Source organism: Streptomyces sp. NPDC048600 (genome assembly GCF_055587025.1).
Window position 1 is genome coordinate 179,788 of record NZ_JBVJGZ010000011.1, and the last position, 22,456, is coordinate 202,243.

Genomic DNA, 22,456 nt, shown 5'->3' on the forward strand with positions numbered 1-22,456 from the left:
CGCCGGGCACGGGCGCTCGGTCGCCCGTGCCCGGCCTGATCCGTCAGAACCGGCCGGCGTACGGTTCGTCGTTCGGCTCGGACGCGATGGCCGAGGTGACGGTGCGATAGGCGGCCCGGGCGTGGGCGAGGCGGGCCAGGGCCGTGCCGACGAGGGTGGCGGTGAGCAGGCAGGCGAGCCAGAAGGTGTCGCGGTGCCCGATCCAGCTGAGGGTGCCCGCGGGCGGGATCGCGAAGCCGTTGAGGAGCAGCCAGCACAGCACGGCCGTTCCCGGGGCCGCGGTGAAGCTGGCGCAGAAACCGAGCACGGCGGCGAGCAGGGACAGCGCGGCCAGGGCGAGCGCGGGACGGTCCGTGCCCACGGTGGTGTTGAGCAGGGCGACCAGGACCAGTGCGCCGCCGAAGGCCGTCGCCCACACCAGCGGCGTGGCCACGGGCCGGGGAACGGGGCGGGCCCCGGTACTGAGGGACACCCACTCGATCATGTTAACGATTCCTTCCGGTCCTGCGCGGCGCCGACGGCAGGCTCCGCCTGCTGCCGCGTGCGGACCCTGGAGGACGGATTGTCCCACCGTGCTTCCGCCCGGGCCGCGTGGGCCGGTTGCGGTGCTCGGTAGGGTGACACACCTGCGGGCTTCGAGGAACGGTCGAATCGAGACAGTCGGACAGGGTGCGGACCGTCACAACGTCCCGTTCACAGCGGCCTGTTCGGCCAGTCGAGCAGCCGGGCTCCGAGTACCGCGGTCTGCAAGGCGTAGCGGTGCGCCGCGTCGGTGGGGTCGCTGCCCGTCAGCGCATGGACGCGCTCCAGCCGGTAGGTCAGGGCGCGCACGCTGAGCGACAGCCTCCGGGCGGCCGCCGCGGCCACACAGCCGCTGTCGAAGTACGCGCTGAGCGTGTCCAGCAGCGGCCGCGCTCCTCCCCGCGCCCCCTCCAGCGGCGCCAGCGTGTGGTGCACCAGGTCCACCAGCGCCTGCCGGTCGCGGGCCAGAACGGGGAAGACCAGCAGATCGCAGGCGCGCAGCAACGGGTCGTCGAGGCCCATGCGCTGGGCGACGTCCAGGGCGTTGAGGGCCTCCTCGTAGCTGTGACCGATACCGACGGTGCCCGTGCGGGGGCGGCCGATGGCGACCTGGCTGTCGCCGGTGGCCGCGTGGACGAGCTCGGCGAAGTGCGTGAGCACGTCGGGCTGATCGCCGGGCGCGATGCACACCATGCGCCCGTCCTTGGTGGTGAACAGGATCCGGCGGCTCTCGAACCGCGCGAACAGGTCGTCGGCCACCTGCCGGGGAACGGGGTCGGTCTCGTCGTAGGACTCGGGGCCCTTCGCCACGGCGACGGCGTGGCCGCGGGACAGACGCAGCCCGAACCGCTCGCAGCGCGAGGCGAGTTGACCGGCGTCGCCGCGGCCGTGGAGCAGGTCGTCGATGAACTCGCGCCGGGCCGCCTCCTCCCTGCGGACGACGAGCCGCTGCGCCCGCTCGTAGCCGTCGGCGAAGGCGTCGACCGCCTGCTCGATCACGGCCAGGACATGGTCCGGAGCGGCTGCCGCAGGGCGGCGTTCGCGGCCGGCCGTGATGTGGGCGCGTACCAGGGCGCGCCAGCCGTGCCCGGCCTCGGCCGCCCTGGCCCCCAGGGCGCGACGGGACTCGATCTCGTCGCGGGTCAGCCGGCGACCGGTGCGGGCGGCGTCCGTGAGGATCTCCTCGAAGCCCTCGAGGAACGTCTCGTCGGCGATGGTGACAGTCATGTCGTTTCCCCTCGGTTCGGGTGTCGTCACGCGGGCGTTCGGGCGGGGCCGTGGGGCGGGCCGAGGCCATGACGCCGCACCGCCGCGCCCCGCTCTCGCGTACTCAGCGCCGGGCATGCGCTGCCGCCTCGACGGGTTCGGCCACCACGGACGCGTCCGGCGTGGCGGGGGTCCCCTGCCGGGTGCGGGTGAGGCGGCGGGCGAGGGGCTCGGTCCAGCGGGCGGTGAGCGGGCCGATGACGACCAGGATCAGGACGTACGCGGTGGCCAGGGGCCCGATCCGGGGCTCGGCGCCCACGGCCAGCCCGGCGATGACGATGGAGAACTCGCCGCGGGCGACGAGGGTGCCGCCGGCCCGCCACCGTCCCTTGGCCGGAATACCGGCACGGCTGGCGGCCCAGTAGCCGGTGGCGATCTTGGTGAGGGCGGTGACGGCGGCCAGCGCGAGGGCCGGCAGGAGTACCGGCGGGATGTCGGCGGGGTCGGTGGACAGACCGAAGAAGACGAAGAACACGGCGGCGAACAGATCCCGCAGCGGGGTGAGCAGGTTTCCCGCGCCCTCGGCGACCTCGCCGGACAGGGCGATGCCGACGAGGAAGGCACCGACGGCCGCGGAGACCTGCAACTGCTGTGCCGTACCGGCGACGAAGAGGGTCAGGCCGAGCACGACCAGCAGGAGCATCTCGGAGTTGTCGGAGGAGACCGCGCGGCTGACGAGCCGGCCGTGCCGCAGCGCCACGTACAGGACGGCGCCGACGGTGCCGAGGGCGATCAGCAGGGTGACGGCACCGCCCGCGAGGCTCACCCCGGCGACCAGCGCGGTCAGGATCGGCAGATAGACCGCCATGGCCAGGTCCTCGAGGACCAGGATGCCGAGGACCACCGGTGTCTCACGGTTGCCGAGCCGGCCCAGGTCGCCCAGGACCTTCGCGATCACCCCGGAGGAGGAGATCCAGGTGACACCGGCCAGCGCGACGGCGGCCACCGGCCCGAGGCCCAGCAGCAGCGCCATCGCGGCGCCGGGCGCGGCGTTGAGGACGAAGTCGACGGCGCCGGAGGGGTATTGGGTCTTGAGGTTCGTGACGAGATCGGAGGCGCTGTACTCCAGACCGAGCAGGAGCAGCAGCAGGATGACGCCGATCTCGGCACCGGTGGCGACGAACTCCTCGCTGGCCTGCAACGGCAGGATGCCACCGTGGCCGAAGGCGAGCCCGGCGAGCAGGTAGAGGGGTACGGGCGACAGGCCCACCCGTCCGGCGAGGCGGCCCAGCAGGCCCAGGGCGAGAATGATCGCCCCCAGTTCGATGAGCAGGGCGGTGGTGTCGTGCACGGGCGTCTGTCCTCCGGTTCGGTTCGGCGACGGCGTCTGTGCCTTCTGGGCGGCGAGCGGGCGCCGCGGCTGCGGCAGTTGCGCGGGTGCGGCGGGCGGTACGGCTGGGCGTGCGGGACTGACCGGCTCCAGGGGAGCCGGGCGTGGAGGGGGCGGTCACGGCGTGCGGACGCGCGGTGCGGCAGGCACCGGTGCCTGCCTCGCGACGAGCACCAGAACGGCAGGGCGCGGCTCGTGGCCAGAGGCCGGCCCGGCAGATGGACTCGGTCGCAGCGCCGGGGGCGCGTCGGACCGGGCGTCAGACGGCGGAAGCGGCGTGACCCGGATCGGGCACGCTGTCGCGCGCGGTGTTGTCGATACGCGCGGGCCTGACGGCAGCGGCGGACGGGCGGCAGGACACCCCGGCGGCAGGGAGGGTGCGGGCGCGGGCATGTCGGCGCATGTCACGTCCCCCATCACGTCGCGTTTCAGGACAGCCGGAAAGGGCGGCCGCAGAATGAGTCGGCTCCTGCTCATCGGAGCACCTGACTCGGTAGCGGAGTTTACCGTACGACTAATGGCGCATTAGGCGCTTTCGCCCATCAACTGCCTTTACCCGCAGGCTCGCCGTGTCGCCCGTCGTGCGGCGCCGGTCTCGGCGGGCCGGCACGGCTGTGCCCAGCGCGACGATCAGCACGGAGACGGCGACCGGGGTCAGGAAAGGGGTCATGACAGCTCCTTGCGGCTGACGGGATGCCGGCCGATGCGGGGGCGGTGAAGGTTTGCGGGGCACGCTCGACCGAGGCGATCTCGTCCGCGGGAACACGCGGGAGCGGCGGCTCAACCGCGAGTGCTGGGACTGCCGGGGTCGTACGGAGCACACCGCGCGGCGTCGGCGCCGACGGCCTCCGAGGTGAGGAGCGCGACGAAGTGCGGTGAGGCGGCGGCGTGAGCCTGTGCCATGCCCTCACCCCCGTAACCGATGCCCTGGGTCCCGGCGCCGCGTCCGCATTGCCGGACCGCGACACCGGGGCCCCTCCCCGTGTTTCTGCCGCCCCCATCCTGGACCGGCCGCACCCCGTGGCACATTGCCGTGTTCAGGCAGTCTTGGCGCGCTCCGCATGCCGGACCGTGACGCGTGGGTGCGGAACTTCGCGGTCGACCGGCACCGACGCCGATCTTGACGTCTTCGGCCCGCATCGGGTCGGATGCGCTGTCGGACCCGGGACGAGGAACGGCACCACAGAAGAGGAGCAGACGCGTGTTCATAGCGGCCGAGAACGCCTTCGACCCCGCCGAGATCCTGAGCCTCTACGGCTCGGTCGGCTGGGAGGGCTACACCGCCGACATCGACAGCCTGTGCCGCGGACTGTCGAACTCCCACCTGGTCATCACGGCACGGGACGATTCAGGCACCCTGCTCGGCCTCGCCCGGACCCTCTCCGACGACGAGCACATCTGTTACGTACAGGACGTCGTGGTCGACCCCGCGTATCACCGGCAGGGCGTCGGCCGGGCGCTGCTCGAGCACCTCGCACGGCGTTACGCGCACTGCCGCGCCTTCCTGCTGTCCACCGACGACGCGTCGACGCCGGACGGGGCGCGCAACCACGCGTTCTACCGGAGCCTCGGTCTTCTCTCCTACGAGGAGAAGGGCCTGACGGGCTTCGCACTCCCGCGGAACCGCCCGGACCTGGGTGAGACCGCGCCGTGACCCCCTGGGAAACACCGAGGCCCGCCGCCTCACGGCGGCGGGCCTCACAAAGTGGGCGGGCCTGCGTCAGCCGCGCACGATGTTCTCGGCCTGGGGGCCCTTCTGGCCCTGGGTCACGTCGAACGTGACCGGCTCGCCCTCGACCAGCTCGCGGTAGCCGTTGCCGCTGATGTTGGAGTAGTGGGCGAAGACGTCCGGGCCGCCGCCGTCCTGGGCGATGAACCCGAAGCCCTTTTCGGCGTTGAACCACTTCACGGTGCCGCTGGCCATGCTGTTTGTCCTTCGATATCGCCGAGAGGTCCCGGCTGGTCTGTGGGCAGGGCCGTCCGTCGCCGGAAGGCCCCGGCGTCCGTTCTACCCTGTCGACGCCCAGTTATCCGACTCATTTTCATACGGGCCGCGAAACGAGGTGAAGTCGGGGTCGGAGTTACTCCCGCGGATGCACTCGAATGGGTGCACTCCCCCGCCAAGAGGCCCGGGTGAGACGGTGGTTGTTCAGCCCCCGGAGGCGGCCGGATGGGCGTGGGCGGCCTGGAGGAGTCCGGCCGCGCCGCGGACCGCCGCGGTGTGCGGCGCGGGCACGACACGCAGGGACGCGGGCAGCCGGGCGGAGAGCTGTCCGGTGATGTCGGGGCGCAGGGCGCCGCCGCCGGCCAGGAGGACGCCACGGTCCAGGGCTTCGGCGGTGAGCCCGGTGCGATCCTGGCCGAGCATCGCGGTGAGCATCCTGGCCACGGCTTCGGCGAGGTGCCCCGGGGTGGTCGCGTCGTCCAGGTCGCCGGTGCCCAGGGCGGTGCGCCGGGCGTCGGTGACGGCGCCGTCGCTCAGCAGCACGACCTCCGTCACCTGGGCGCCGAGGTCCACGACCAGCAGAGGGCGGGCCAGATCCGCGCCCGCGGCCTGGGCGATGCTCCGGGCGCTCGGCACGGTCAGGACGGTGCGCGGGCGCAGCACGTCCAGGGCGGCGCGGGCCCGGGTGCGGTAGGCGAGGCCGTCCAGGACCGGCGATGTGATGATGATCATGGGCTGCGCGAGGCGGGGCACCCGGTCCGCGAGCAGGCGCCGCAGCATCCGGGCACAGCCCGGCGTGTCGACGATGGTGCCGCGCTGCACGGGGTGGACCGCGCCGGTGCCGGGGACGGTCACGGTGGGCACGTCGACGACGACACCACGGCCGGCGATCCAGGCGCGGGTACGGGCGCTGCCCATGTCCAGCGCGATGCCGCAGCACTGCCGGCACAGCGGCCAGGGCCGGTGCCGGGCGGGCACGGCGTACGAGGGGCGGGCGTCGGTCATGGCACGGCCTCCCCGACCTGCTGGCAGGCGCGGCAGCGGCGGACCTGCGGCACGATCATCAGCCGTTCCCGGTCGATGGGGCCCCGGCACACGCGGCAGGTGCCGTACGAGCCGTCGTCCATCCGCCGGAGCGCCGCCTCGACGTCGGTGAGGACCATACGGGCGGAGGCTGCGAGCTTGACGAGGACCTCCGTCCGCGCGGCGGTCTGCCGGGCCGGCCCGTCCTCGGCGCGCGAGCCGACGGGCGCGGCGAGCCGACGCAACTGCTCCTGACGGAAGAGCAGTTGCTCGTGAAGGCTCTCGCGCAGTGCGGCAAGATCCTCGGCCGACAGGTGCGGTGCGCCCTCGCCGACGGTCTGCTGGTTCACCCTGTCTCCCTCCTCGTGACTGCGCTCGGGATCGGTCCGGACGGCGGTCAGGCGGAGACGCGCCGGCAGGCGACGCAGTGGCGGGTGTAGGGGAGGATCTCCAGCCGTTCCGCGGGGACGGGCTTGGCGCAGCCCGCGCAGGTGCCGTACGTACCGTCCTCGACGCGGGCGAGGGCCTCCTCGATCTCCTTCAGCACGCGCAGCGTCGCGGCCTTCTGCTCGGACAGCAGGTGCCCGTCGACGCCGGGCCCGGTCTCGAGCAGGGCCTGCAGTTGCGCCAGCCGGGAGGCACGGGCGTGTTCCAGGCGCTGACGCGCCTCGTGCAGGTGGAGGTCGGCCGGGGTGGCGGGGAGCGACATGGTTCTGTCCTTTCTCGGCGGTCCGCCTCGCGCCGCCGTGAGGCGGGTGCGCGGGTGCGGCATGCGGGAGACGGGCGGCCCGGTGGCGCGTCCGGGCCGCCCGTCGGAGGGGTGGTGTCTTCCACCCTGGCCGGACCGGGGACGGATACCTATCGGGCGCGGGCCCCATTTGGGCCGGGGCGCGGGCCCCATACGACGGTGCCGCGGGCGGCGGTGGCGGCCGGGGCGCCGGGGCCATGGGCAGCGTTGCCCCGGCGAAATGGGGTCCGGGCCCCATCGACGCGGGGACGCGGGCCGGGAGAGCCTGGCGCAGGCTCTCGCGCGCGACCGGCACCGCGGATGCGGATGCGGATGCGGACCGCGCGATGACCGACAGTGGAGTGGGACCGACGCAACTGAGGGAAGAGGGAGGCGCGAGCCGGTGTCGTTGTTCTGGCGGATCTTCGCCCTGAACGCCGTGGTACTGGGCACGGCCACCGCGCTGCTGCTCTGGGCGCCGGTGACCGTCTCGGTGCCGGTGGTGCTCACGGAGGCGGTGATCCTGGTCGGCGGCCTGGTGGTCATGCTGTTCGCCAACGGCGCGCTGCTCCGGCTCGGGCTGGCTCCGCTGGACCGGCTGACGAAGCTGATGGCCACCGTCGATCTGCTGCGGCCTGGCCAGCGTCTGCCCGCCCAGGGCGGCGGCGAGGTCGCCGACGTCATCCGTACGTTCAACGCGATGCTGGAGCGCCTCGAGCAGGAGCGGGTCGCCAGCAGCGCCCGGGTGCTGCTGGCCCAGGAGGCCGAACGCCGCCGTATCGCGCAGGAGCTGCACGACGAGGTCGGCCAGAGCATGACCGCGATCCTGCTGGGGCTGAAACGGGCTTCGGACAGGGCGCCCGAGCCGCTGTCGAAGGAGCTCCAGGAGATCCAGGAGATCACCCGGGACAGCCTGGACGAGGTGCGCCGTCTGGTGCGCCGGCTGCGGCCCGGGGTGCTGGACGACCTCGGGCTGGTCAGCGCCCTGACCTCGCTCACCGAGGACTTCGCCACGCATACGGGGCTTCAGGTCGGCCGCCGCTTCGACACCGAACTGCCCGCCCTGGATCCGGAGACGGAGCTGGTCCTCTACCGCGTCGCCCAGGAGTCACTGACCAACGCCGCCCGCCACGCGGAGGCCGAACGGGTCACCGTGGCCCTGCGGCTCGCCCGTGACACAGTGGTGCTGACCGTCACCGACGACGGCCACGGCATCACCACGCCGCGTGAAGGCGCCGGAATCCGGGGCATGCGCGAGCGGGCCCTGTTCATCGGCGGCAGCCTGGAGGTCGCCCCGGCGCCCCGGGCCGGCACGGCCACCGGGACGACCGCAACGACCGGTACGACCGGCACCGGCACCGGCACCGGCACCGGCACCCAGGTCACGCTCACCGCGCCCGTATCCCGAAAGCAGCTCTGACGACATGCCCGACACCACCCCGAGCCCCGGCACGGACACGCGGACGATCCGGATCCTGCTCGCCGACGACCACGCCCTCGTCCGCCGCGGTGTGCGGCTCATCCTCGACCAGGAGCCGGACCTCGAAGTGGTCGCCGAGGCCGGGGACGGCGCCGAGGCCGTCGAACTGGCCCGTAGCCACGACCTGGACCTGGCCGTGCTCGACATCGCCATGCCCCGGCTGACCGGACTCCAGGCCGCCCGGGAACTGGCCGCCCTCAAACCGGGCCTGAGGGTCCTGATGCTCACGATGCACGACAACGAGCAGTACTTCTTCCAGGCTCTCAAGGCCGGGGCCAGCGGTTATGTGCTGAAGTCCGTCGCCGACCAGGATCTCGTCGCCGCGTGCCGGGCCGCGATGCGCAACGAGCCCTTCCTGTACCCCGGTGCGGTCACCGCGCTGATCCGCAACTACCTCGACCGCGTCCGCCACGGCGAGGAGACCCCGGACCAGGTCCTCACCCCGCGCGAGGAGGAGGTCCTCAAGCTGGTCGCCGAGGGCCACTCCTCCAAGGAGATCGCCGATCTGCTGTTCATCAGCATCAAGACCGTCCAGCGGCACCGCGCCAACCTGCTGCACAAGCTGGGCCTGCGCGACCGGCTCGAACTCACCCGCTACGCCATCCGCGCCGGGCTGATCGAGCCCTGACCGTCGGGCGTCACCGAGGAACGTCCGCGCAGAAGCGCGCACCACGAAACACACACCACCGGGGGAAGGGGGGACGGCACATGCACAGCCCGGCTCGCCGCGGCCCCCGCCTCACCCGAAGCGTCGTCCTCGCGCTGCTCGCGGCTCTGCTGCTGGTGCTGTCGCCGACCGGCGCCGACTCGACGGCCTCCGCCCCGAAGGCCACCGCAGCCGCCTCCGCCACCTCAGCCGCGTCATCAACCTCGGCTTCCCCCGCCGTCGCAGCCCGCGCCGACACGGCGGACGTGCAGGCGACAACCGGTTCGGAGCACCCCGACGCCGACCGCTACGACCAGCCCCGCGCCGACGACGAATCCGCCACCGCCCGCACCGCCCGGGCGGCGGCCGTGCGCGACCTGCGCGGCGACCACCCGGCCCCGCGCGACCAGCTCACCGCCTGCTCGCGAACCGGATTCGTCCCGCTGCCCCGGTCGCTCTCGCGCGAGGCGGGCACGGGACCTGTCCACCCCCGCGAGCCCCGGCCCACCCCCGACCGCGGGCGAGCGCCTCCCTCGGCCTCCGGCATCTGACACCACCTTCCTCTCCCCTCATCCCGCCCGCCGCACCACCTTCGTGGCCGCGGCGCGCCCGCCGGAGGCTTCTCTTGACCCGCTCCCACCGCCTGAGGGCCGTGCTGGCCCTCGCCGCGATCGCCGTATCGCTGTTCATCACGTTCACCGTGTCGGTCCGTCTCGGCCTCGACCTGCGCGGCGGCACGCAGATCGTGCTCCAGACCCGCCCCACCGCCACCACCGACTCCGGCCGCGAGGCCACCGACCGCGCGCTGGAGGTCCTGCGCGGCCGGATCGACGCGCTCGGTGTCGCCGAACCCACCCTCGTCCGCTCCGGCGACGACCGGATCATCGTCGAACTGCCGGGCGTGCAGGACCCGAAGCAGGCAGCCGACGTCCTCGGACGCACCGCGCAGCTGTCCTTCCACCCGGTCCTGGGCACCGCCGGTGACGACACCACGCGACCGCTGCCGAAGCGGCCCCGCGAGACGGTGCTGCCGGACGAGTCCGGAACGCGACTGCGACTCGGGGCGGCGGCCCTGACCGGCGAGCACGTCGAGGAGGCGGCCGCCCGGTTCGACCAGCAGACCGGTGCCGGCTGGCATGTCACGGTCGACTTCAAGGGCGCCGGCGGCGACGGCTGGGCCCGGCTCACGGGCGAGGCCGCCTGCAGCCCGCCCGGCGATCCGACCCGCCGCGTCGCCATCGTCCTCGACGGAAAGGTCGTCTCCTCCCCGCAGGTCGACCCGGCCGTCGCCTGCGACACCGGCATCCGCGACGGCGCCACCCAGATCACCGGCTCCTTCGACTCCGACGAGGCCCGCGAGCTGGCCCTGCTCATCAACGGCGGCGCGCTGCCCGTGCCCGTCGAGACGGTCGAGCAGCGCACCGTCGGCCCGACCCTGGGCGCGCAGGCGATCAGCGCCAGCGCCTGGGCGGCGGCCATCGGCACCACGGTCACCGCGCTGTTCATCATCGTCGTCTACCGGCTGATGGGCTTCCTCGCCGCGATCGCCCTGGTCTGCTACGGCCTCGTCTCCTACGCCGCGCTGGCCGCGCTCGGCGCCACGCTGAGCCTGCCGGGCCTGGCCGGTTTCGTCCTGGCGATCGGCATGGCCGTCGACGCCAATGTGCTGGTCTTCGAGCGGGCACGTGAGGAGTACGCCGCCCGCCGGGCACCCAGCACCCGTTCCGCGCTGGCGGCCGGGTTCCGCAACGCCCTGAGCGCGATCGCCGACTCCAACATCACCACGCTGATCGCCGCCGCGCTGCTGTTCTTCCTGGCCTCCGGACCCGTGCGCGGCTTCGGCGTCACGCTCGGCATCGGAGTGCTCGCCTCGATGTTCAGCGCGCTGGTGATCAGCCGTGTGCTCGCCGAGTACGCGGCGAGCCGTCCCCGGCTGCGCCGCCGTCCCGGCCTCACCGGGATCGCGACCGCGGGCGCGCTCCGCGAACGGCTCACGCGCCGCGACCCGCAACTGATGCGGCACCCGCGCCGCTGGCTGGCCACGGCCGCCGTCGTGCTCGTCCTCGCCGGTTCGGGTGTCGCGGTGCGCGGCATCGAGCTCGGCGTGGAGTTCACCGGGGGCCGCCTCATCGAGTACGCCACCGCCACCCCCGTCGACCCCGACCGGGCGCGTGACGCGCTCGCCGAGGCCGGGCACCCGCGGGCCGTCGTCCAGTCCTCCGGCGACACCGGCCTGACCGTGCGCACCGAGTCACTGACCCGTGCCCAGGAGGCCGAGGTCACCGACGTCGTACGCGGTCTCGGCGGGCGGGCCGACAAGGTCCGCGACGAGCTGATCGGCCCCAGTCTCGGCGCAGAGCTGCGCCGGGGCGCCCTCATCGCCCTGGCCACGGCGCTCGGGGCCCAACTCGTCTACCTCGCGGCGCGCTTCCGCTGGGTGTTCGGCACGGCCGCGGTCGCGGCCCTGGCCCACGACGTGGTCATCCTGGTCGGTGTCTTCGCCTGGCTCGGCAAGCCCGTCGACGGTGTCTTCCTAGCGGCGCTGCTCACCGTCATCGGCTACTCGGTCAACGACTCCGTCGTCCTCTTCGACCGCGTCCGGGAACTGGCCCGGCGCACTCCTCGGGCACCGCTGCCCGGCGTCGCGAACCAGGCGATCCTGCAGACCCTGCCCCGCACCGTGAACACGGGCATGGGCGCCGTGTTCATCCTCACCGCCCTGGCCGTGCTCGGCGGATCCTCCCTCACCGACTTCGCCCTCGCCCTGCTCATCGGAGTGGTCGTCGGCACGTACTCCTCCGTCCTGACCGCCATGCCCGTCGCCCTCGAACTCCACCGCCTGAAGTCGGCGCCGGTGCCCGCGCCACGGCCCCGCACCCGCGGCGCGACGGACGGGGTCCACACCACCGGCGAGGCGAGGTGACACCGGCCCGACGACGACCGGAACCGCTCAGGACGACGTCCGCGGCGGGCTGGTGCGCAGGCCGAGCTGCCCGTGCACGACCGCCTGCGGCCGCGTCCGGGCCCACATGCCGGGTGTCACGGCAGATGAGGGCCCGCCATGAGTAGCCACGGCAGTACCGCGGCCGGGATCAGCAGGGCGGCGAACCACGCGTCGCGGTGCGCGGAGCGGGTCGAGGCGAACACGGCGGCCGCGAGGCCGGCAACCAGCGCCGCGTAGCCCACGTACCAGCCGCGCTCGATGACGTCGTGGCCCCAGAGGCTGATGCCGGCCCGGTCCAGGCTCTCGCCCAGCGCGTCACCGCTCGCCGGCTCTCCCCAGTCGGCGGTGACGAAGCCGCACTGGGCGACGGCCAGGGCGCGGACGGCGACGAGCAGGGGCGTGGGGACGCGGTTACCTGGCCTGCGCAGGGTCGTCCAGGCCAGGTAGCCGCCGACGGCAGCCAGTGCCGGGGCGAGGGAGAGGAGATAGGCGGCCGTGTACAGGCGGCTCCAGGCGGTGTCGCCTTCCGACGGCCGTGCCGACGACGCCGCCCCCAGCAGCGGTGCGCTGTCCATCCAGCGCCGCAGCGCGGGTGCCACCACTACCAGGACCAGCACGAAGAGCGCCACGCCCGAGCACACCAGGCATCGGCGGGCCCTGGGACCGAACCGTTCAAGATCCCAGTCCAGGGCGGTCGAACGCATGCGCACACCTCAGCGACGCCCGCAGGGCGCGACACAACCCTCCCGGGGCGGCGAGGGCGGCTGTCCCGCGGCGTTCGGATCACCTCATCCGTACGCGGCCGAACCACCGAAGTCCATCAGAGACACACAGCCACGGGCGTCACTGGAACGAGGAGGCAAGATGGGCACGCAGGGTTCGTCGGAGGGCGAGTCCGTATGGGACTACCCGCGCCCTCCGGCGGTGGAGGCGGACCGGCGTCCGGTGCGCGTGGAGTGCGGCGGACAGATCGTCGCGGAGACCACGCACGCGCTTCGCGTGCTGGAAACCAGCCATCCCCCGGTGTTCTACCTTCCGCCGGAGGACGTCCGGTTCGAGTTTCTCCGTGTCGCGGACGGCCGCAGCTGGTGCGAATGGAAGGGCGAGGCCCGCTTCTGGGACCTCGTGGTCGGCGAGGAGCTGCGCGGACGAGCCGCGTGGAGCTACCCCAGTCCCGCCGAGCCCTACGGCGTGCTGAAGGGACACCTCGCCTTCTACGCGGGCCGGGTCGACCGCTGCACGGTGGCCGACGAGACGGTCACCCCGCAGGAGGGCGACTTCTACGGCGGCTGGATCACCCACGAGATACGGGGACCGTTCAAGGGCGCGCCGGGGACCCTCGGCTGGTAGCGGAGGCGCGGCGATGTCACCTCCCACGGCATCCCGGCCGGTCCGCCTCGAGCTCCACGGCATCCCGGCCGGTCCGCCCCGGGTTCCACGGCGTCCCGTAACCGCGCGAGCCCTACTTGCCCCTCAATACGGCGCGGCACCGGGCCGCACGATCGCGAAGGTCTCGTATGACTGCTCCGCACTGGCTCTTCGGCGACCAGTTGGGTCCGCACTTCCTGACCCCCGGTCCCGACGGCCCCGGCCGCGACGCGCCGGTCCTCATGATCGAGGCCCGCTCGGTGTTCCGCCGCCGGAGATTCCACCGGGCGAAGGCCCACCTCGTCCTGTCGGCCATGCGGCACCGCGCCGCGGAACTCGGCGACCGGGTCCGCCTCGTCCGCGCGGACACCTACCGGGAAGGGCTGCGCGAAGCGGTCGGCGACGGCCCGCTGACCGTGCACCACCCGACCTCGTACGCGGCCCTACGGCTGGTGCGGTCGCTGGAGAACGTCACGACGCTGCCCGCACGCGGCTTCCTCGTCGAGCACGGCGACTTCCGCGCCTGGGCCGACGGCCGGCCCGGGGAGCGACTGCGTCAGGAGGACTTCTACCGCTGGGTGCGGCGCTCGCACGACCTGCTGATGGACGGCGACGAGCCGGCGGGCGGCCGCTGGAACCACGACCACGACAACCGCGAACCCCCGCCGAGAGGGGCGCGCACCCTGGACGCCCCGCCGCCCTACCGGCCGCGTGAGGACGACATCGACGACGAGGTGCGTCACGACCTGGACCGCTGGGAGCGCGACGGCTCGGTCGCCTTCGTCGGCCGGGACGGACCGCGCCGGTTCCCGGCCACCCGGAGGGAGGCGCTGGCGGCGCTGCGCCGGTTCGTGGACCACCGGCTCGCCGGTTTCGGCCCCCACGAGGACGCCGTGCTGGCCGAGGACCCGGTGATGAGCCACAGCCTGCTCTCCTCCTCGCTCAACCTCGGCCTGCTGCACCCGGCGGAGTGCGTGGAACGCGCCGAGGAGGCCTGGCGCGACGGCCGGGCTCCGGTCAACAGCGTGGAGGGGTTCGTCCGGCAGGTCGCCGGGTGGCGTGAGTACGTGTGGCAGCTGTACTGGTACTTCGGCGAGGAGTACCGCCGTCGCAACGCCCTCGGCCATCACCGGCCGCTGCCCGACTGGTTCCTGGAACTGGACGCCGACGCGGTCGAGGCCCGGTGTCTGGCCACGACGCTGGCCCAGGTCCGCGACACCGGCTGGACCCATCACATCCCGCGCCTGATGCTGCTGGGCGGTCACGCGCTCCAGCGCGGCTGGGACCCCGCGCAGGTGACGGACTGGTTCCACCGCTGCTTCGTGGACGGCTACGACTGGGTGATGGTGCCCAATGTGATCGGCATGTCCCAGTACGCCGACGGCGGGCGGATGACGACCAAGCCGTACACCTCCGGCGGCTCCTATGTGCACCGGATGAGCGACCTGTGCGGCGGATGCGCCCACCGGCCGCGCGAACGGGTCGGCACCCACGCGTGCCCGTACACGGCCGGGTACTGGGCGTTCCTGCACCGGCACCGGTCGCGCCTGGAACGCAACCCGCGGATGACCCAGGCGGTCCGGGGGCTGGACCGGCTCACCGACCTCGAGGAACTGCTGCGTCAGGAGCAGGACCGCGGCGACTCCCCGCCCTGACCGGCAGGGAGAAGTTCCGTCGACGGGCATCCGCGCGGACCGCTCGGCCCGAACCATCGACAGTGCCGTTCGTCCCGCGATACGGCTTTCCGCCTGTGCGGGACGTCCCTTCTCACCGTCCGAGGAGTGTCCATGACCATGAACAAGCCGCACGAGGCGGGCGCCGACCACGAGCAGCGGGAACAGCCCGTCGAAGGTGTCTCTCCGCTCCAGGACGTCAGGGAGGCGTGACCATGAGCGAGTCGCTGCCCCCTCCCGGTGAGACACCCCCCGCGGAGGGCTCCATCGCCGAAGCGCATCAGGAACGACCGGACGGCGGCATCTGGGAACACCCCCGTGTGTGGCTGTCCCTGATCGTGCTCGGCTGTCTTCTCGTGGCGGCGTTCTTCCTGGTGCGCGTCATCACTCTCTGATCAGCCGGCGACCGGGCCACTGGTGACGGCCTTCCACTGGCCGGAGGCCACCGAGTACACCGTCAGGCGCCGGTTGCGCGTGTCGCCGTACTCGTCGAAGGCGACATGGCCCGTGACCCCGTCGAAGGCGACCTCGGCCACGGCCCCCGCCATCTTCGTACGGGCGTCCCGGGGAAGCCTGCCGCCGTTGGCCGCGACGACGGACTTGACGCCCTCGATGAGGCTCCAGGCGGCGTCGTAGGCGTACGGTCCGTACCAGCCGGCCTGCTCCGAGTACCCCGCCTCGCGGTACCGGGTGAGGAAGTCCGGTCCGCCCGCCTGGTCTTCGGCGGGCACGCCGATGTTGAGGGCGAGGTCCCCGTCCGTCTTCGGGCCGGACGTCAGGAACTCCTGGTCGAAGATGCCGTCGCCGCCCATCAGGGGAACGTCGGCCCCGGCCTCCCTGAGCGCCTTGGAGAGCGCCCCGGCGGTGTCGTAGTAGCCGCCGAACCAGACGGCGTCGGCGCCCGAGCCACGGACCTTCGCGGCGAGGCCGGGGTAGTCGCTCTGCGAGGGGTCGACCTGCTCCGTGCCGACCACGGTTCCGCCGAGCTTCTCGAACTCGGCCGTGAAACCGGACGCCAGACCGGTGCCGTAGGCGCTCTTGTCGTCGATGACGAACACCCTGCTCTTTCCGGCCTCGTCGTGCAGGTACCGGGCGGCGAACGGCCCTTGGTCCACGTCCGTGGTCACCGTGCGGAAGTACGTCTCGTAGGGGCGGGACCTGGTGCCCATGGCCCAGGCCGTCCCCAGGGTGAGCGCGGGGTCGGTGTTGCCCGGGGAGACGTTGACCAGGTCCTCCTCGGCCATTGCCGGCACCAGCGCCCGGGCCACGCTGGAGTTGAGCGGTCCTACGACGCCCAGCACCTTCGCGTCGGACACGAACTCGGCGGCGTTCGACGCGCCCTTCGAGGGGTCGGCCATGTCGTCCACGGCCTTCAGCTCGAACTTGACGCCGGGAACGTGGCCCTTCTCGTTCGCCGTCCTGACCGCGAGGTCGGCGGAGTTGCGGATGCCGAGGCCCATGGAGGACAGACCACCACTGAGCGGTGCGTCCACCCCGATCACCACCGTGACGGAGGAGGCCCCGGAGCCGCTGCCGGCCGCTCCGCCGCCATGGGGCTTCTCGTCCTGATGGGAGAGCGTCCAGGTCAGGACGGAACCGGCCGTGAGCGTGGCCAGCGCCGCGCCGAGCACCACGGAACGCCGGGTGCGGGCGCGCGACCGGACGGACCTGCGCTCGTCCTTCTCCACCGCGGCCGTCGTCCCCAACGCCACCACGTCCTCGGGCGAGGGGGTGGGAGCGGGCGTAGGGGCGGGGGTGGGGACCGGAGGCGGGCCGGTCGGCCGGTCCGGGACCGGGCGCCGGGGGTCGGCCGGGGCCGCCCCGGAGTCACGGACCGTGGGCGTGTGCGCCGGGGGTGCGGGGGGTGGTGTCTGCTCGGCGGCGGCGTCCGGAGCCGGGGGCGATGGCGGGGTCGGCGTCGGATCGTGCGCGGGCTCGGGTTCCTGAACGACGTCCGCGTCATCGTCACGGGCCGGGAGCGAACGCAGCACCGACGCCAGCATCCTGGCCGCCTCGGCGGCGCCCACCCGCTGCTCCGGGTCCTTGGTGAGCAGCGCCTCCAGTACGGGCGCGAGGGGACCGGCGTGCACCGGAGGCGGCAGCGGCCGGGTGAACACGGCGACGGCCAGGGCGTGCAGACCCTCCGCCTCGAACGGCGGCTGCCCCTCGACGGCGTGATACAGCGTGGCGCCCAGCGCCCACAGGTCGTTGGCCGGGGTCGGGCGCTTGCCCTCCAACTGCTCCGGGGGCATGTACTGCGGCGTGCCGATGACGATCCCGCTGTGGCTCAACTTCGTCGTGGCGTCTGCGAGATGCGCGATACCGAAGTCGGTGAGCACGACCCGGTCCTTGGTCAGCAGGACGTTGTCCGGCTTGATGTCGCGGTGGACGATCCGCCCCTCGTGCGCCTCCTCGAGCGCGTCGAGCATGGCGGCACCGATCTCGGCGACCCGCCGCACGGACAGCCTGCCCTGCCGTCGGAGCGCGGCGGCCAGCGACTCCCCGCGGATGAACTCCATGACGATGACGGGGGCACCGTGGTGCTCCACCACGTCATGGATCGTGATGATCCCGGGGTGGCTGAGAGTGACCGCCGCGCGGGCCTCGCCGGTGAACCGCCTGAGCAGTGTGGCGCGGTCACCGTCCTCCAGCCCCGGCGGGAACAGGATCTCCTTGACGGCGACCTCGCGCCCGAAGAGCTGCTGGTCCACGCCGCGCCAGACGCGGCCCATACCGCCCTGGCCGATGCGTTCGACCAGCTGGTACCGGCCGGCGATGAGTTCGGGGTTCTGCTCGGTCACGCGCACACTCTAGGTCGTGCCGCGCCGTTCAGGTGAGGGAACGGTGGCTTGATCACACACCCGGGAGCGGTGCCTCGACCCGGTGCGGAAGGTGTGATCCGTGAGGCCGGGCAACGCCCGGCCCCACGGGGTCGTCGGATGCCTCCGGTCAGCCCGCGGACGCGGTGCCGCGGCGCTTGAGCAGCCACCAGGCGCCGCCACCCGCGGCGATCAGCGCCACGATCACCGCGCCGACGATCAGGCCGGTCGAACCGCCCTCGTCCTCGTCGCTGTCCTTCGCGGCGGCCGTGGTCGAGGTTGTCGCGGTGGGCGTGGGGGCCGCGGACGACGGTGTGGCGGTGGGGGTCTCGCTCGCCGTGGGGCTGGGGGCGAGGGGCTTCGCGCCCGGCGCCGCGGGCTTCAGGTCCAGGACCGGCGCGGGCTGGTCGGATCCCTCGGCGCCGGGCAGTTCGATCCAGCGGGAGATCTCCCCGTCGCTGTAGGTCTCGACGGTCTTGAACACCAGCTGCTTCGCGTCCGGCAGTTGCCGGACCTTGACCTTGTACTCCCCGTCCGTACCGACGGGGAGCTTCGGGCCGCCGACGGTGTAACCGTCGTCCGTGGCCGTGAACTTCCAGCCCTTGGGTGCTTCGACGAGGGTGACGTCACCCGGCGCGATGCCCTCGGGGAGGACGACGCGCACTTCGGTGAAGCCCGCCTCGGCGGACTCGGCCTCGGTGACGAAGGCGAGGGTGACGTTCTCGGCCAGGGCCTGCGGATTGTCGGCCTCGACCTCGGCGTGTGCGGCGGCCGGGCCGGCCAGGGCGAGGACGGCCGTCACCGCGAGGGCGGCGGCGAGGCCCGTCCGTCGCGTGGCGCGGCCGGGGGCGTGGGAGGTGGTGGACACGTCGAGGACTCCTTGCTGATGCTGAAGCCGGGCAGGCCGAAGCCCGGCCCGGTGAGGGACGGTGCGGGACGTGCTCGTGTCCCGGAGGCCCTCTGCGCACCAGCGCGTGGTTCAGGAGTTGTGTCCTCGGCGCGGCCGGACACCGGAACCGGCCGACGAGCCGTACGCGCGACGGTCGGCGGACGTCGTCCGCGACGAGCCGCGGCACCCGCAGCCGGGCCAGGAGCGTCGCCGCGGCCGCACGCGCGGTCCGGGCCGCCGTGAGAGCGAGGCCCACGGCGGTGTCGGCGCGGTGCAGCAGCCACGCCACCGCGACGGCGGCCAGCACATGGGTGACGGTCATGGCCGACCCGGCGTGGTGCCAGGCGTGCCCGTCCCCCGCCATCGCCGCACGGTGACCGGTGTGTCCGGCGCGGCCGGAGGCCGGTTCATGTCCTCCGGCCGCGCGGCTCAGCACCAGATGCTGTCCGCCCTGCGCCACCAGCGTGCAGCCGACGACCAGCCACAGCGGCAGTCGACGGCGGGCGAACGGCAGCACCAGCGCGAACTGGGCGACACCCGCGGCGGCCACCAGCCGCCACGGCACCGCCCCCTCGGCGACGGTGTGGTGGCCGAGCGCCGCGAGGACGCTGCCGACGACCGCGAACAGCCCGGCGCGCAGGCGTCCGACGGCCCGCGGCAACGGGCGGACGCCCTGACCGCGGCCCGCCGTCACATGATCACCCGACACGGTCGCCCATCTTCCTCCCCGGCCCCACACATGTCAGGTGAACGCCATCTCCCGCCGTCCCGGCGGCCGAGAAGCGCCGCTCGCCGTGATCACCTTCTCGTATACGGCGGGTGGTGCCGAGGCGTTCACCCCGGGCACCCGGTCCGGGCCCGGACCGCCGCCGCCGGGGCCGCCGCGCCGGTCGAGCGCACGACGGCCGCTTGGCTACGCCGTCAGTCCTCCCGTGCAGGCGGCACCCTTCTCCGGTGTCTGCTCGCCCTGCACGTACTTGGCCAGGAACCGCTCCACCCGCGGATCGGACGCCGACTCCACGCCCAGCTGACTGCCCCAGGCGGACAGCGTGATCGGGGCCGACTGCCCGGCAAACGGGCTCATCAGGGTGTACGGCGTCCTCTTCACCCGCTCCTCGAGCCTGCTGACGTCGGCTTCGGCGGCCTTGTCGTTGTAGGTGATCCACACAGCGCCGTGTTCCAGGGAGTGCACGGCGTTGGTCTCGCCGATCTCCTTGTCGTAGACGTCGCCGTCGCAGTTGGCCCAGGCCGCGTGGTGATCGCCCCCGACGCCCGGAGAGGTCTTGTACTCGACGGGGGTGGCTACGTGGTTCCGGGCCAGGTCCTCGAAGGTCCTGACGCCCTTCACCGGCGCGGCGGCCGCGGCCTCCTTCGCGTCGCGCTCCTGCCGCGCGTCCCGGACGAAGTACCAGCCGCCGCCGATCACCCCGGCGACGATCACGCCGCTGAGGGTCCACGTGACGATCCGGTTGCGGCGGTCCCGGGCGGCCTCGGCCCGGCGCATCTCCTCTATCCTCGCGCGGCGGTCGGCACGCTGCTGCTTCGCTCGGCTGGATCCCATGACATGTCCTTCTCCCCACCGCGCGACAAAGAGGCGCGGTGGGACGGTGAGTACGGACCTGCGCCCGCGGTCGCGGGGCAGGAGGATCTGCGGGCACGGCCGCTCGCGGAACGGCCGTGCGTCTGCTTCTCCTAGGTCCGCTGCACCTGAAGGCGATGGATGTCGGGGGTGGGAGCGAGGAGTTGCGGTGCTCCCCGTACCGTCGCGGCCTGCGGGACGCCGGGCCCGGCGACCGCGTCGGCGGCCGTGCGGGACGCGGCCGCGGCCTGCGCCGAGGTACTCGCGGCCGGTCCGCCCACGGGACGGCAGCGGGTGTCTCCGGGGCCGTGCTCCCCGTCTGGACAGGCATGTGTGAGGGCCGGCCGCTCCTCGGCGCCGCCCGTCACGACGGACACGGTCACAGGCGTGGCGGGGAGCGGCTCCCCCGCCGCGTGGGCGGCGCACACGGGAAGCGCCCACATCAGCACCGCGAGCAGCGCCGCCCAACGCAGCACGAGAACCGGCGCCTTGCCCCGTGCCGTGTTCCGGAAGCCCTCGTGCCGCTGACTCATCGGGCAGATCGTAGTACGGCGGCGAGACGGGTGAGCCGACGCCTCGGGCGCCGGTCCGGCGTGGTGGAGCGGGTGCGGGATTCGATGATCGGTAGCGTCGCCGTGTGCTGTCGCTGCGTGGGGTGACCGGGTCGAGACTGCTGCTCGTCGCCATGGTCGGCGTGGCGGCGTTGCTGGCGGCCTGCGTCGCGTTGGTGGGGCTGCTGCTGAACGCGCATCACGAGCAGGCCGCCCGCAGGATCGAGACCCGCTGGGGCCCCGCCCTGGTCGAACTCGGCGCAGTCCGCGCGGGAGCGGGTGACCTGCGGGCGGCGGCACTCGCCGGAGCCGCGGGCGAGGGACTGCGCGGGGACGCCCGGGCGGCGACGGCCGAGCACCTGGCAGCGCTGCGGCGGCTGGCCATCGGTGCGGACACGGAGGTGCACGCCCGGTTCACGGACCTCGATCGCACTGTCGCCCGATGGCTGGAGGACGCCGGCACCGGTACGGCGGCGAACGGGCTGCGCCTGTACGCGCTGCCCGCGTCCGCCGTCGGCGCGGATCCGGCCGAGGGCACCTACGCGGCGGTCGACGCCCGGACCCGGATGTTCGGCGCGCTGCTGGAGCGGCGCAGGGAACAGGACGTGCGGGACACGGCCTGGCACATGAACGGGGTGATGTTCTACATCCTGGGCCTGTCCGCCGCGCTGCTGGTGTCGGCGGTGGCGGCGGCAGCGGTGCTGCAACGCCGCTATCTCGCCCCCGCGGGGGCGCTCGCCCGGGACCTGCGGCGCGCGGCCAGCGGCGACGCGTCCGGCGGGGAACGGCCCAGGAGCGGCCGGGGGTGGATCGGCCGTCTGACCCGGGAGGCCGAGGGGGTGCGTGAGCGGCTGGCCCTGTCCCAGCGTCAGTCCCGCCGTGACCAGGAGGCGCTCGTCCAGGTCGGGCCGGCGGTCACGGGCCTGCACGAGATCCTGGCCGCCCGCGAGGACCCGGGCCCCGGGATCGTGGTGGCCGGGGACGTCCGCGCAGCCGAGGGGCTGATCGCCGGTGACTACCTCGGCACGGTGGCGCTGGCCGACGGGACGACCGCCGTCTTCCTCGGGGACGTCTGCGGGCACGGTGTGGCGGCCGGGCTGCTGGCCGTACGCCTGAAGAGCGTCGTGATGGTGGGGCTGCGGCTGGGTGCGGATCTGGACACCTCGGTGCGGGCGGTGAACCATGCCATGGCCGACGAGGAGGAGCGCTTCACCACCCTCGCCGTCGCCGTCCTGGACCCGGAGAACGCCACGCTCACCTGGGTGAACGCCGGCCACGAGGAGCCGTTCCTGCGGCGGGCCGACGGCACGGTCGAACGCCTGGAGGCGACCGGCCCCATCGTCCACCCGCTCCTGGACACCCCGCCCGGCACCTGGGAGACCCGCACCACCCGACTCGGACCCGGCGATCTGCTGGTGCTGTCGACCGACGGTCTCACCGAGGGCCGGGGCAGCGGCGGCGAGGTGTTCGGCGACCACCGCGTCGCCCGTGTGCTGGCCGGCCTGGACAACCCCACACCGCTCGCCGCCGTCACCGCCCTCTACGCCGCCGCCGAACAGTTCGCGATCGACTGGGCGAGGGACGACGTCAGCCTCCTCGCGGCCGGCGCGACGCCGGTGAAGCCCGGCACCCCGAATCCCCCCGAGTCGGTGGCTGTCGCGCAGGAGCCCTGATCGCCCCGTCGTCCGGACAAC

At 73.4% G+C, this 22,456-nt stretch carries 24 protein-coding genes; 10 read left to right on the forward strand and 14 right to left on the reverse strand.

Annotated elements, in window-relative coordinates:
- Window positions 1–43: 43 nt before the first annotated feature.
- The 5 genes from ACZ6SQ_RS17550 to ACZ6SQ_RS17570 form a co-directional block, all read right to left on the reverse strand.
- On the reverse strand, window positions 44–484 hold the full coding sequence (locus tag ACZ6SQ_RS17550; protein WP_469562532.1) for a hypothetical protein: 441 nt from the start codon (window positions 482–484) through the stop codon (window positions 44–46).
- Window positions 485–693: 209 nt separating this feature from the next.
- Window positions 694–1,749: a PucR family transcriptional regulator gene (locus ACZ6SQ_RS17555; RefSeq protein ID WP_469562534.1), complete on the reverse strand. Its 1,056-nt coding sequence runs from the start codon at window positions 1,747–1,749 to the stop codon at window positions 694–696.
- Between the two features lie 103 nt (window positions 1,750–1,852).
- Complete coding sequence (locus ACZ6SQ_RS17560; protein WP_469562537.1) at window positions 1,853–3,079, reverse strand: cation:proton antiporter; 1,227 nt, start codon at window positions 3,077–3,079, stop codon at window positions 1,853–1,855.
- Window positions 3,080–3,632: 553 nt separating this feature from the next.
- On the reverse strand, window positions 3,633–3,788 hold the full coding sequence (locus ACZ6SQ_RS17565; RefSeq protein WP_469562539.1) for a hypothetical protein: 156 nt from the start codon (window positions 3,786–3,788) through the stop codon (window positions 3,633–3,635).
- Between the two features lie 110 nt (window positions 3,789–3,898).
- Complete coding sequence (locus tag ACZ6SQ_RS17570; RefSeq protein ID WP_469562542.1) at window positions 3,899–4,021, reverse strand: hypothetical protein; 123 nt, start codon at window positions 4,019–4,021, stop codon at window positions 3,899–3,901.
- 298 nt (window positions 4,022–4,319) lie between these two features.
- Here ACZ6SQ_RS17570 and ACZ6SQ_RS17575 point away from each other — a divergent pair, with 298 nt between their 5' ends.
- Window positions 4,320–4,772, forward strand: a complete 453-nt coding sequence (locus tag ACZ6SQ_RS17575; RefSeq protein ID WP_469562544.1) for a GNAT family N-acetyltransferase — start codon at window positions 4,320–4,322, stop codon at window positions 4,770–4,772.
- A gap of 66 nt (window positions 4,773–4,838) precedes the next feature.
- On the opposite strand, the gene ACZ6SQ_RS17580 is transcribed toward ACZ6SQ_RS17575, so the two are convergent.
- The 4 genes from ACZ6SQ_RS17580 to ACZ6SQ_RS17595 form a co-directional block, all read right to left on the reverse strand.
- Entirely contained in the window at window positions 4,839–5,042 is a 204-nt protein-coding gene (locus ACZ6SQ_RS17580; RefSeq protein WP_190192812.1) for a cold-shock protein, read from the reverse strand.
- A 225-nt stretch (window positions 5,043–5,267) separates the two neighbouring features.
- Entirely contained in the window at window positions 5,268–6,068 is an 801-nt protein-coding gene (locus ACZ6SQ_RS17585) for a rod shape-determining protein (protein WP_469562547.1), read from the reverse strand.
- The gene (locus ACZ6SQ_RS17590; protein WP_469562549.1) at window positions 6,065–6,436 is read right to left on the reverse strand and encodes a TraR/DksA family transcriptional regulator; all 372 of its coding nucleotides are present in this window, start codon (window positions 6,434–6,436) and stop codon (window positions 6,065–6,067) included. Before ACZ6SQ_RS17590 ends, ACZ6SQ_RS17585 begins: the two co-directional genes overlap by 4 nt.
- A gap of 47 nt (window positions 6,437–6,483) precedes the next feature.
- Window positions 6,484–6,795 (reverse strand): TraR/DksA C4-type zinc finger protein, encoded by a 312-nt coding sequence (locus ACZ6SQ_RS17595; RefSeq protein WP_469562552.1) that lies wholly within the window; start codon window positions 6,793–6,795, stop codon window positions 6,484–6,486.
- A gap of 421 nt (window positions 6,796–7,216) precedes the next feature.
- Here ACZ6SQ_RS17595 and ACZ6SQ_RS17600 point away from each other — a divergent pair, with 421 nt between their 5' ends.
- From ACZ6SQ_RS17600 to secD, 4 genes are all read left to right on the forward strand, one after another.
- Window positions 7,217–8,233, forward strand: a complete 1,017-nt coding sequence (locus ACZ6SQ_RS17600; RefSeq protein WP_469562556.1) for a HAMP domain-containing sensor histidine kinase — start codon at window positions 7,217–7,219, stop codon at window positions 8,231–8,233.
- A 4-nt stretch (window positions 8,234–8,237) separates the two neighbouring features.
- A complete protein-coding gene (locus tag ACZ6SQ_RS17605; RefSeq protein WP_469562559.1) occupies window positions 8,238–8,921 on the forward strand; it encodes a response regulator in 684 nt (227 codons plus the stop codon).
- Between the two features lie 80 nt (window positions 8,922–9,001).
- The gene (locus tag ACZ6SQ_RS17610; RefSeq protein WP_469562562.1) at window positions 9,002–9,490 is read left to right on the forward strand and encodes a hypothetical protein; all 489 of its coding nucleotides are present in this window, start codon (window positions 9,002–9,004) and stop codon (window positions 9,488–9,490) included.
- 74 nt (window positions 9,491–9,564) lie between these two features.
- A complete protein-coding gene (gene secD / locus ACZ6SQ_RS17615) occupies window positions 9,565–11,862 on the forward strand; it encodes a protein translocase subunit SecD (protein ID WP_469562564.1) in 2,298 nt (765 codons plus the stop codon).
- A 116-nt stretch (window positions 11,863–11,978) separates the two neighbouring features.
- Here the strand turns inward: secD and ACZ6SQ_RS17620 are convergent, their stop codons facing one another.
- Window positions 11,979–12,587: a hypothetical protein gene (locus tag ACZ6SQ_RS17620; RefSeq protein ID WP_469562566.1), complete on the reverse strand. Its 609-nt coding sequence runs from the start codon at window positions 12,585–12,587 to the stop codon at window positions 11,979–11,981.
- A gap of 160 nt (window positions 12,588–12,747) precedes the next feature.
- Here ACZ6SQ_RS17620 and ACZ6SQ_RS17625 point away from each other — a divergent pair, with 160 nt between their 5' ends.
- From ACZ6SQ_RS17625 to ACZ6SQ_RS17635, 3 genes are all read left to right on the forward strand, one after another.
- On the forward strand, window positions 12,748–13,233 hold the full coding sequence (locus tag ACZ6SQ_RS17625; protein ID WP_469562569.1) for a DUF427 domain-containing protein: 486 nt from the start codon (window positions 12,748–12,750) through the stop codon (window positions 13,231–13,233).
- A gap of 167 nt (window positions 13,234–13,400) precedes the next feature.
- Window positions 13,401–14,906: a cryptochrome/photolyase family protein gene (locus tag ACZ6SQ_RS17630; protein WP_469562571.1), complete on the forward strand. Its 1,506-nt coding sequence runs from the start codon at window positions 13,401–13,403 to the stop codon at window positions 14,904–14,906.
- 233 nt (window positions 14,907–15,139) lie between these two features.
- Window positions 15,140–15,319: a DUF6480 family protein gene (locus ACZ6SQ_RS17635; RefSeq protein ID WP_386382673.1), complete on the forward strand. Its 180-nt coding sequence runs from the start codon at window positions 15,140–15,142 to the stop codon at window positions 15,317–15,319.
- Here ACZ6SQ_RS17635 and ACZ6SQ_RS17640 read toward each other — a convergent pair whose 3' ends face one another.
- Window positions 15,320–17,725, reverse strand: coding sequence for a bifunctional serine/threonine-protein kinase/ABC transporter substrate-binding protein (locus ACZ6SQ_RS17640; protein ID WP_469562574.1), 2,406 nt, complete (start codon window positions 17,723–17,725; stop codon window positions 15,320–15,322).
- Window positions 17,726–17,873: 148 nt separating this feature from the next.
- The gene (locus ACZ6SQ_RS17645; protein ID WP_469562576.1) at window positions 17,874–18,611 is read right to left on the reverse strand and encodes a DUF1775 domain-containing protein; all 738 of its coding nucleotides are present in this window, start codon (window positions 18,609–18,611) and stop codon (window positions 17,874–17,876) included.
- 485 nt (window positions 18,612–19,096) lie between these two features.
- Between ACZ6SQ_RS17645 and ACZ6SQ_RS17650 the strand changes: the two genes are divergently transcribed.
- On the forward strand, window positions 19,097–19,309 hold the full coding sequence (locus ACZ6SQ_RS17650) for a hypothetical protein (protein WP_469562579.1): 213 nt from the start codon (window positions 19,097–19,099) through the stop codon (window positions 19,307–19,309).
- A gap of 236 nt (window positions 19,310–19,545) precedes the next feature.
- Here ACZ6SQ_RS17650 and ACZ6SQ_RS17655 read toward each other — a convergent pair whose 3' ends face one another.
- Together ACZ6SQ_RS17655 and ACZ6SQ_RS17660 are read right to left on the reverse strand one after the other, a co-directional pair.
- Entirely contained in the window at window positions 19,546–20,193 is a 648-nt protein-coding gene (locus ACZ6SQ_RS17655) for a DUF3105 domain-containing protein (RefSeq protein WP_469562581.1), read from the reverse strand.
- A gap of 131 nt (window positions 20,194–20,324) precedes the next feature.
- Entirely contained in the window at window positions 20,325–20,744 is a 420-nt protein-coding gene (locus tag ACZ6SQ_RS17660) for a hypothetical protein (RefSeq protein ID WP_469562583.1), read from the reverse strand.
- 104 nt (window positions 20,745–20,848) lie between these two features.
- On the opposite strand from ACZ6SQ_RS17660, the gene ACZ6SQ_RS17665 reads away from it, so the two are divergent.
- The gene (locus ACZ6SQ_RS17665; protein WP_469562584.1) at window positions 20,849–22,435 is read left to right on the forward strand and encodes a PP2C family protein-serine/threonine phosphatase; all 1,587 of its coding nucleotides are present in this window, start codon (window positions 20,849–20,851) and stop codon (window positions 22,433–22,435) included.
- The last annotated feature ends 21 nt before the right edge of the window (window positions 22,436–22,456 follow it).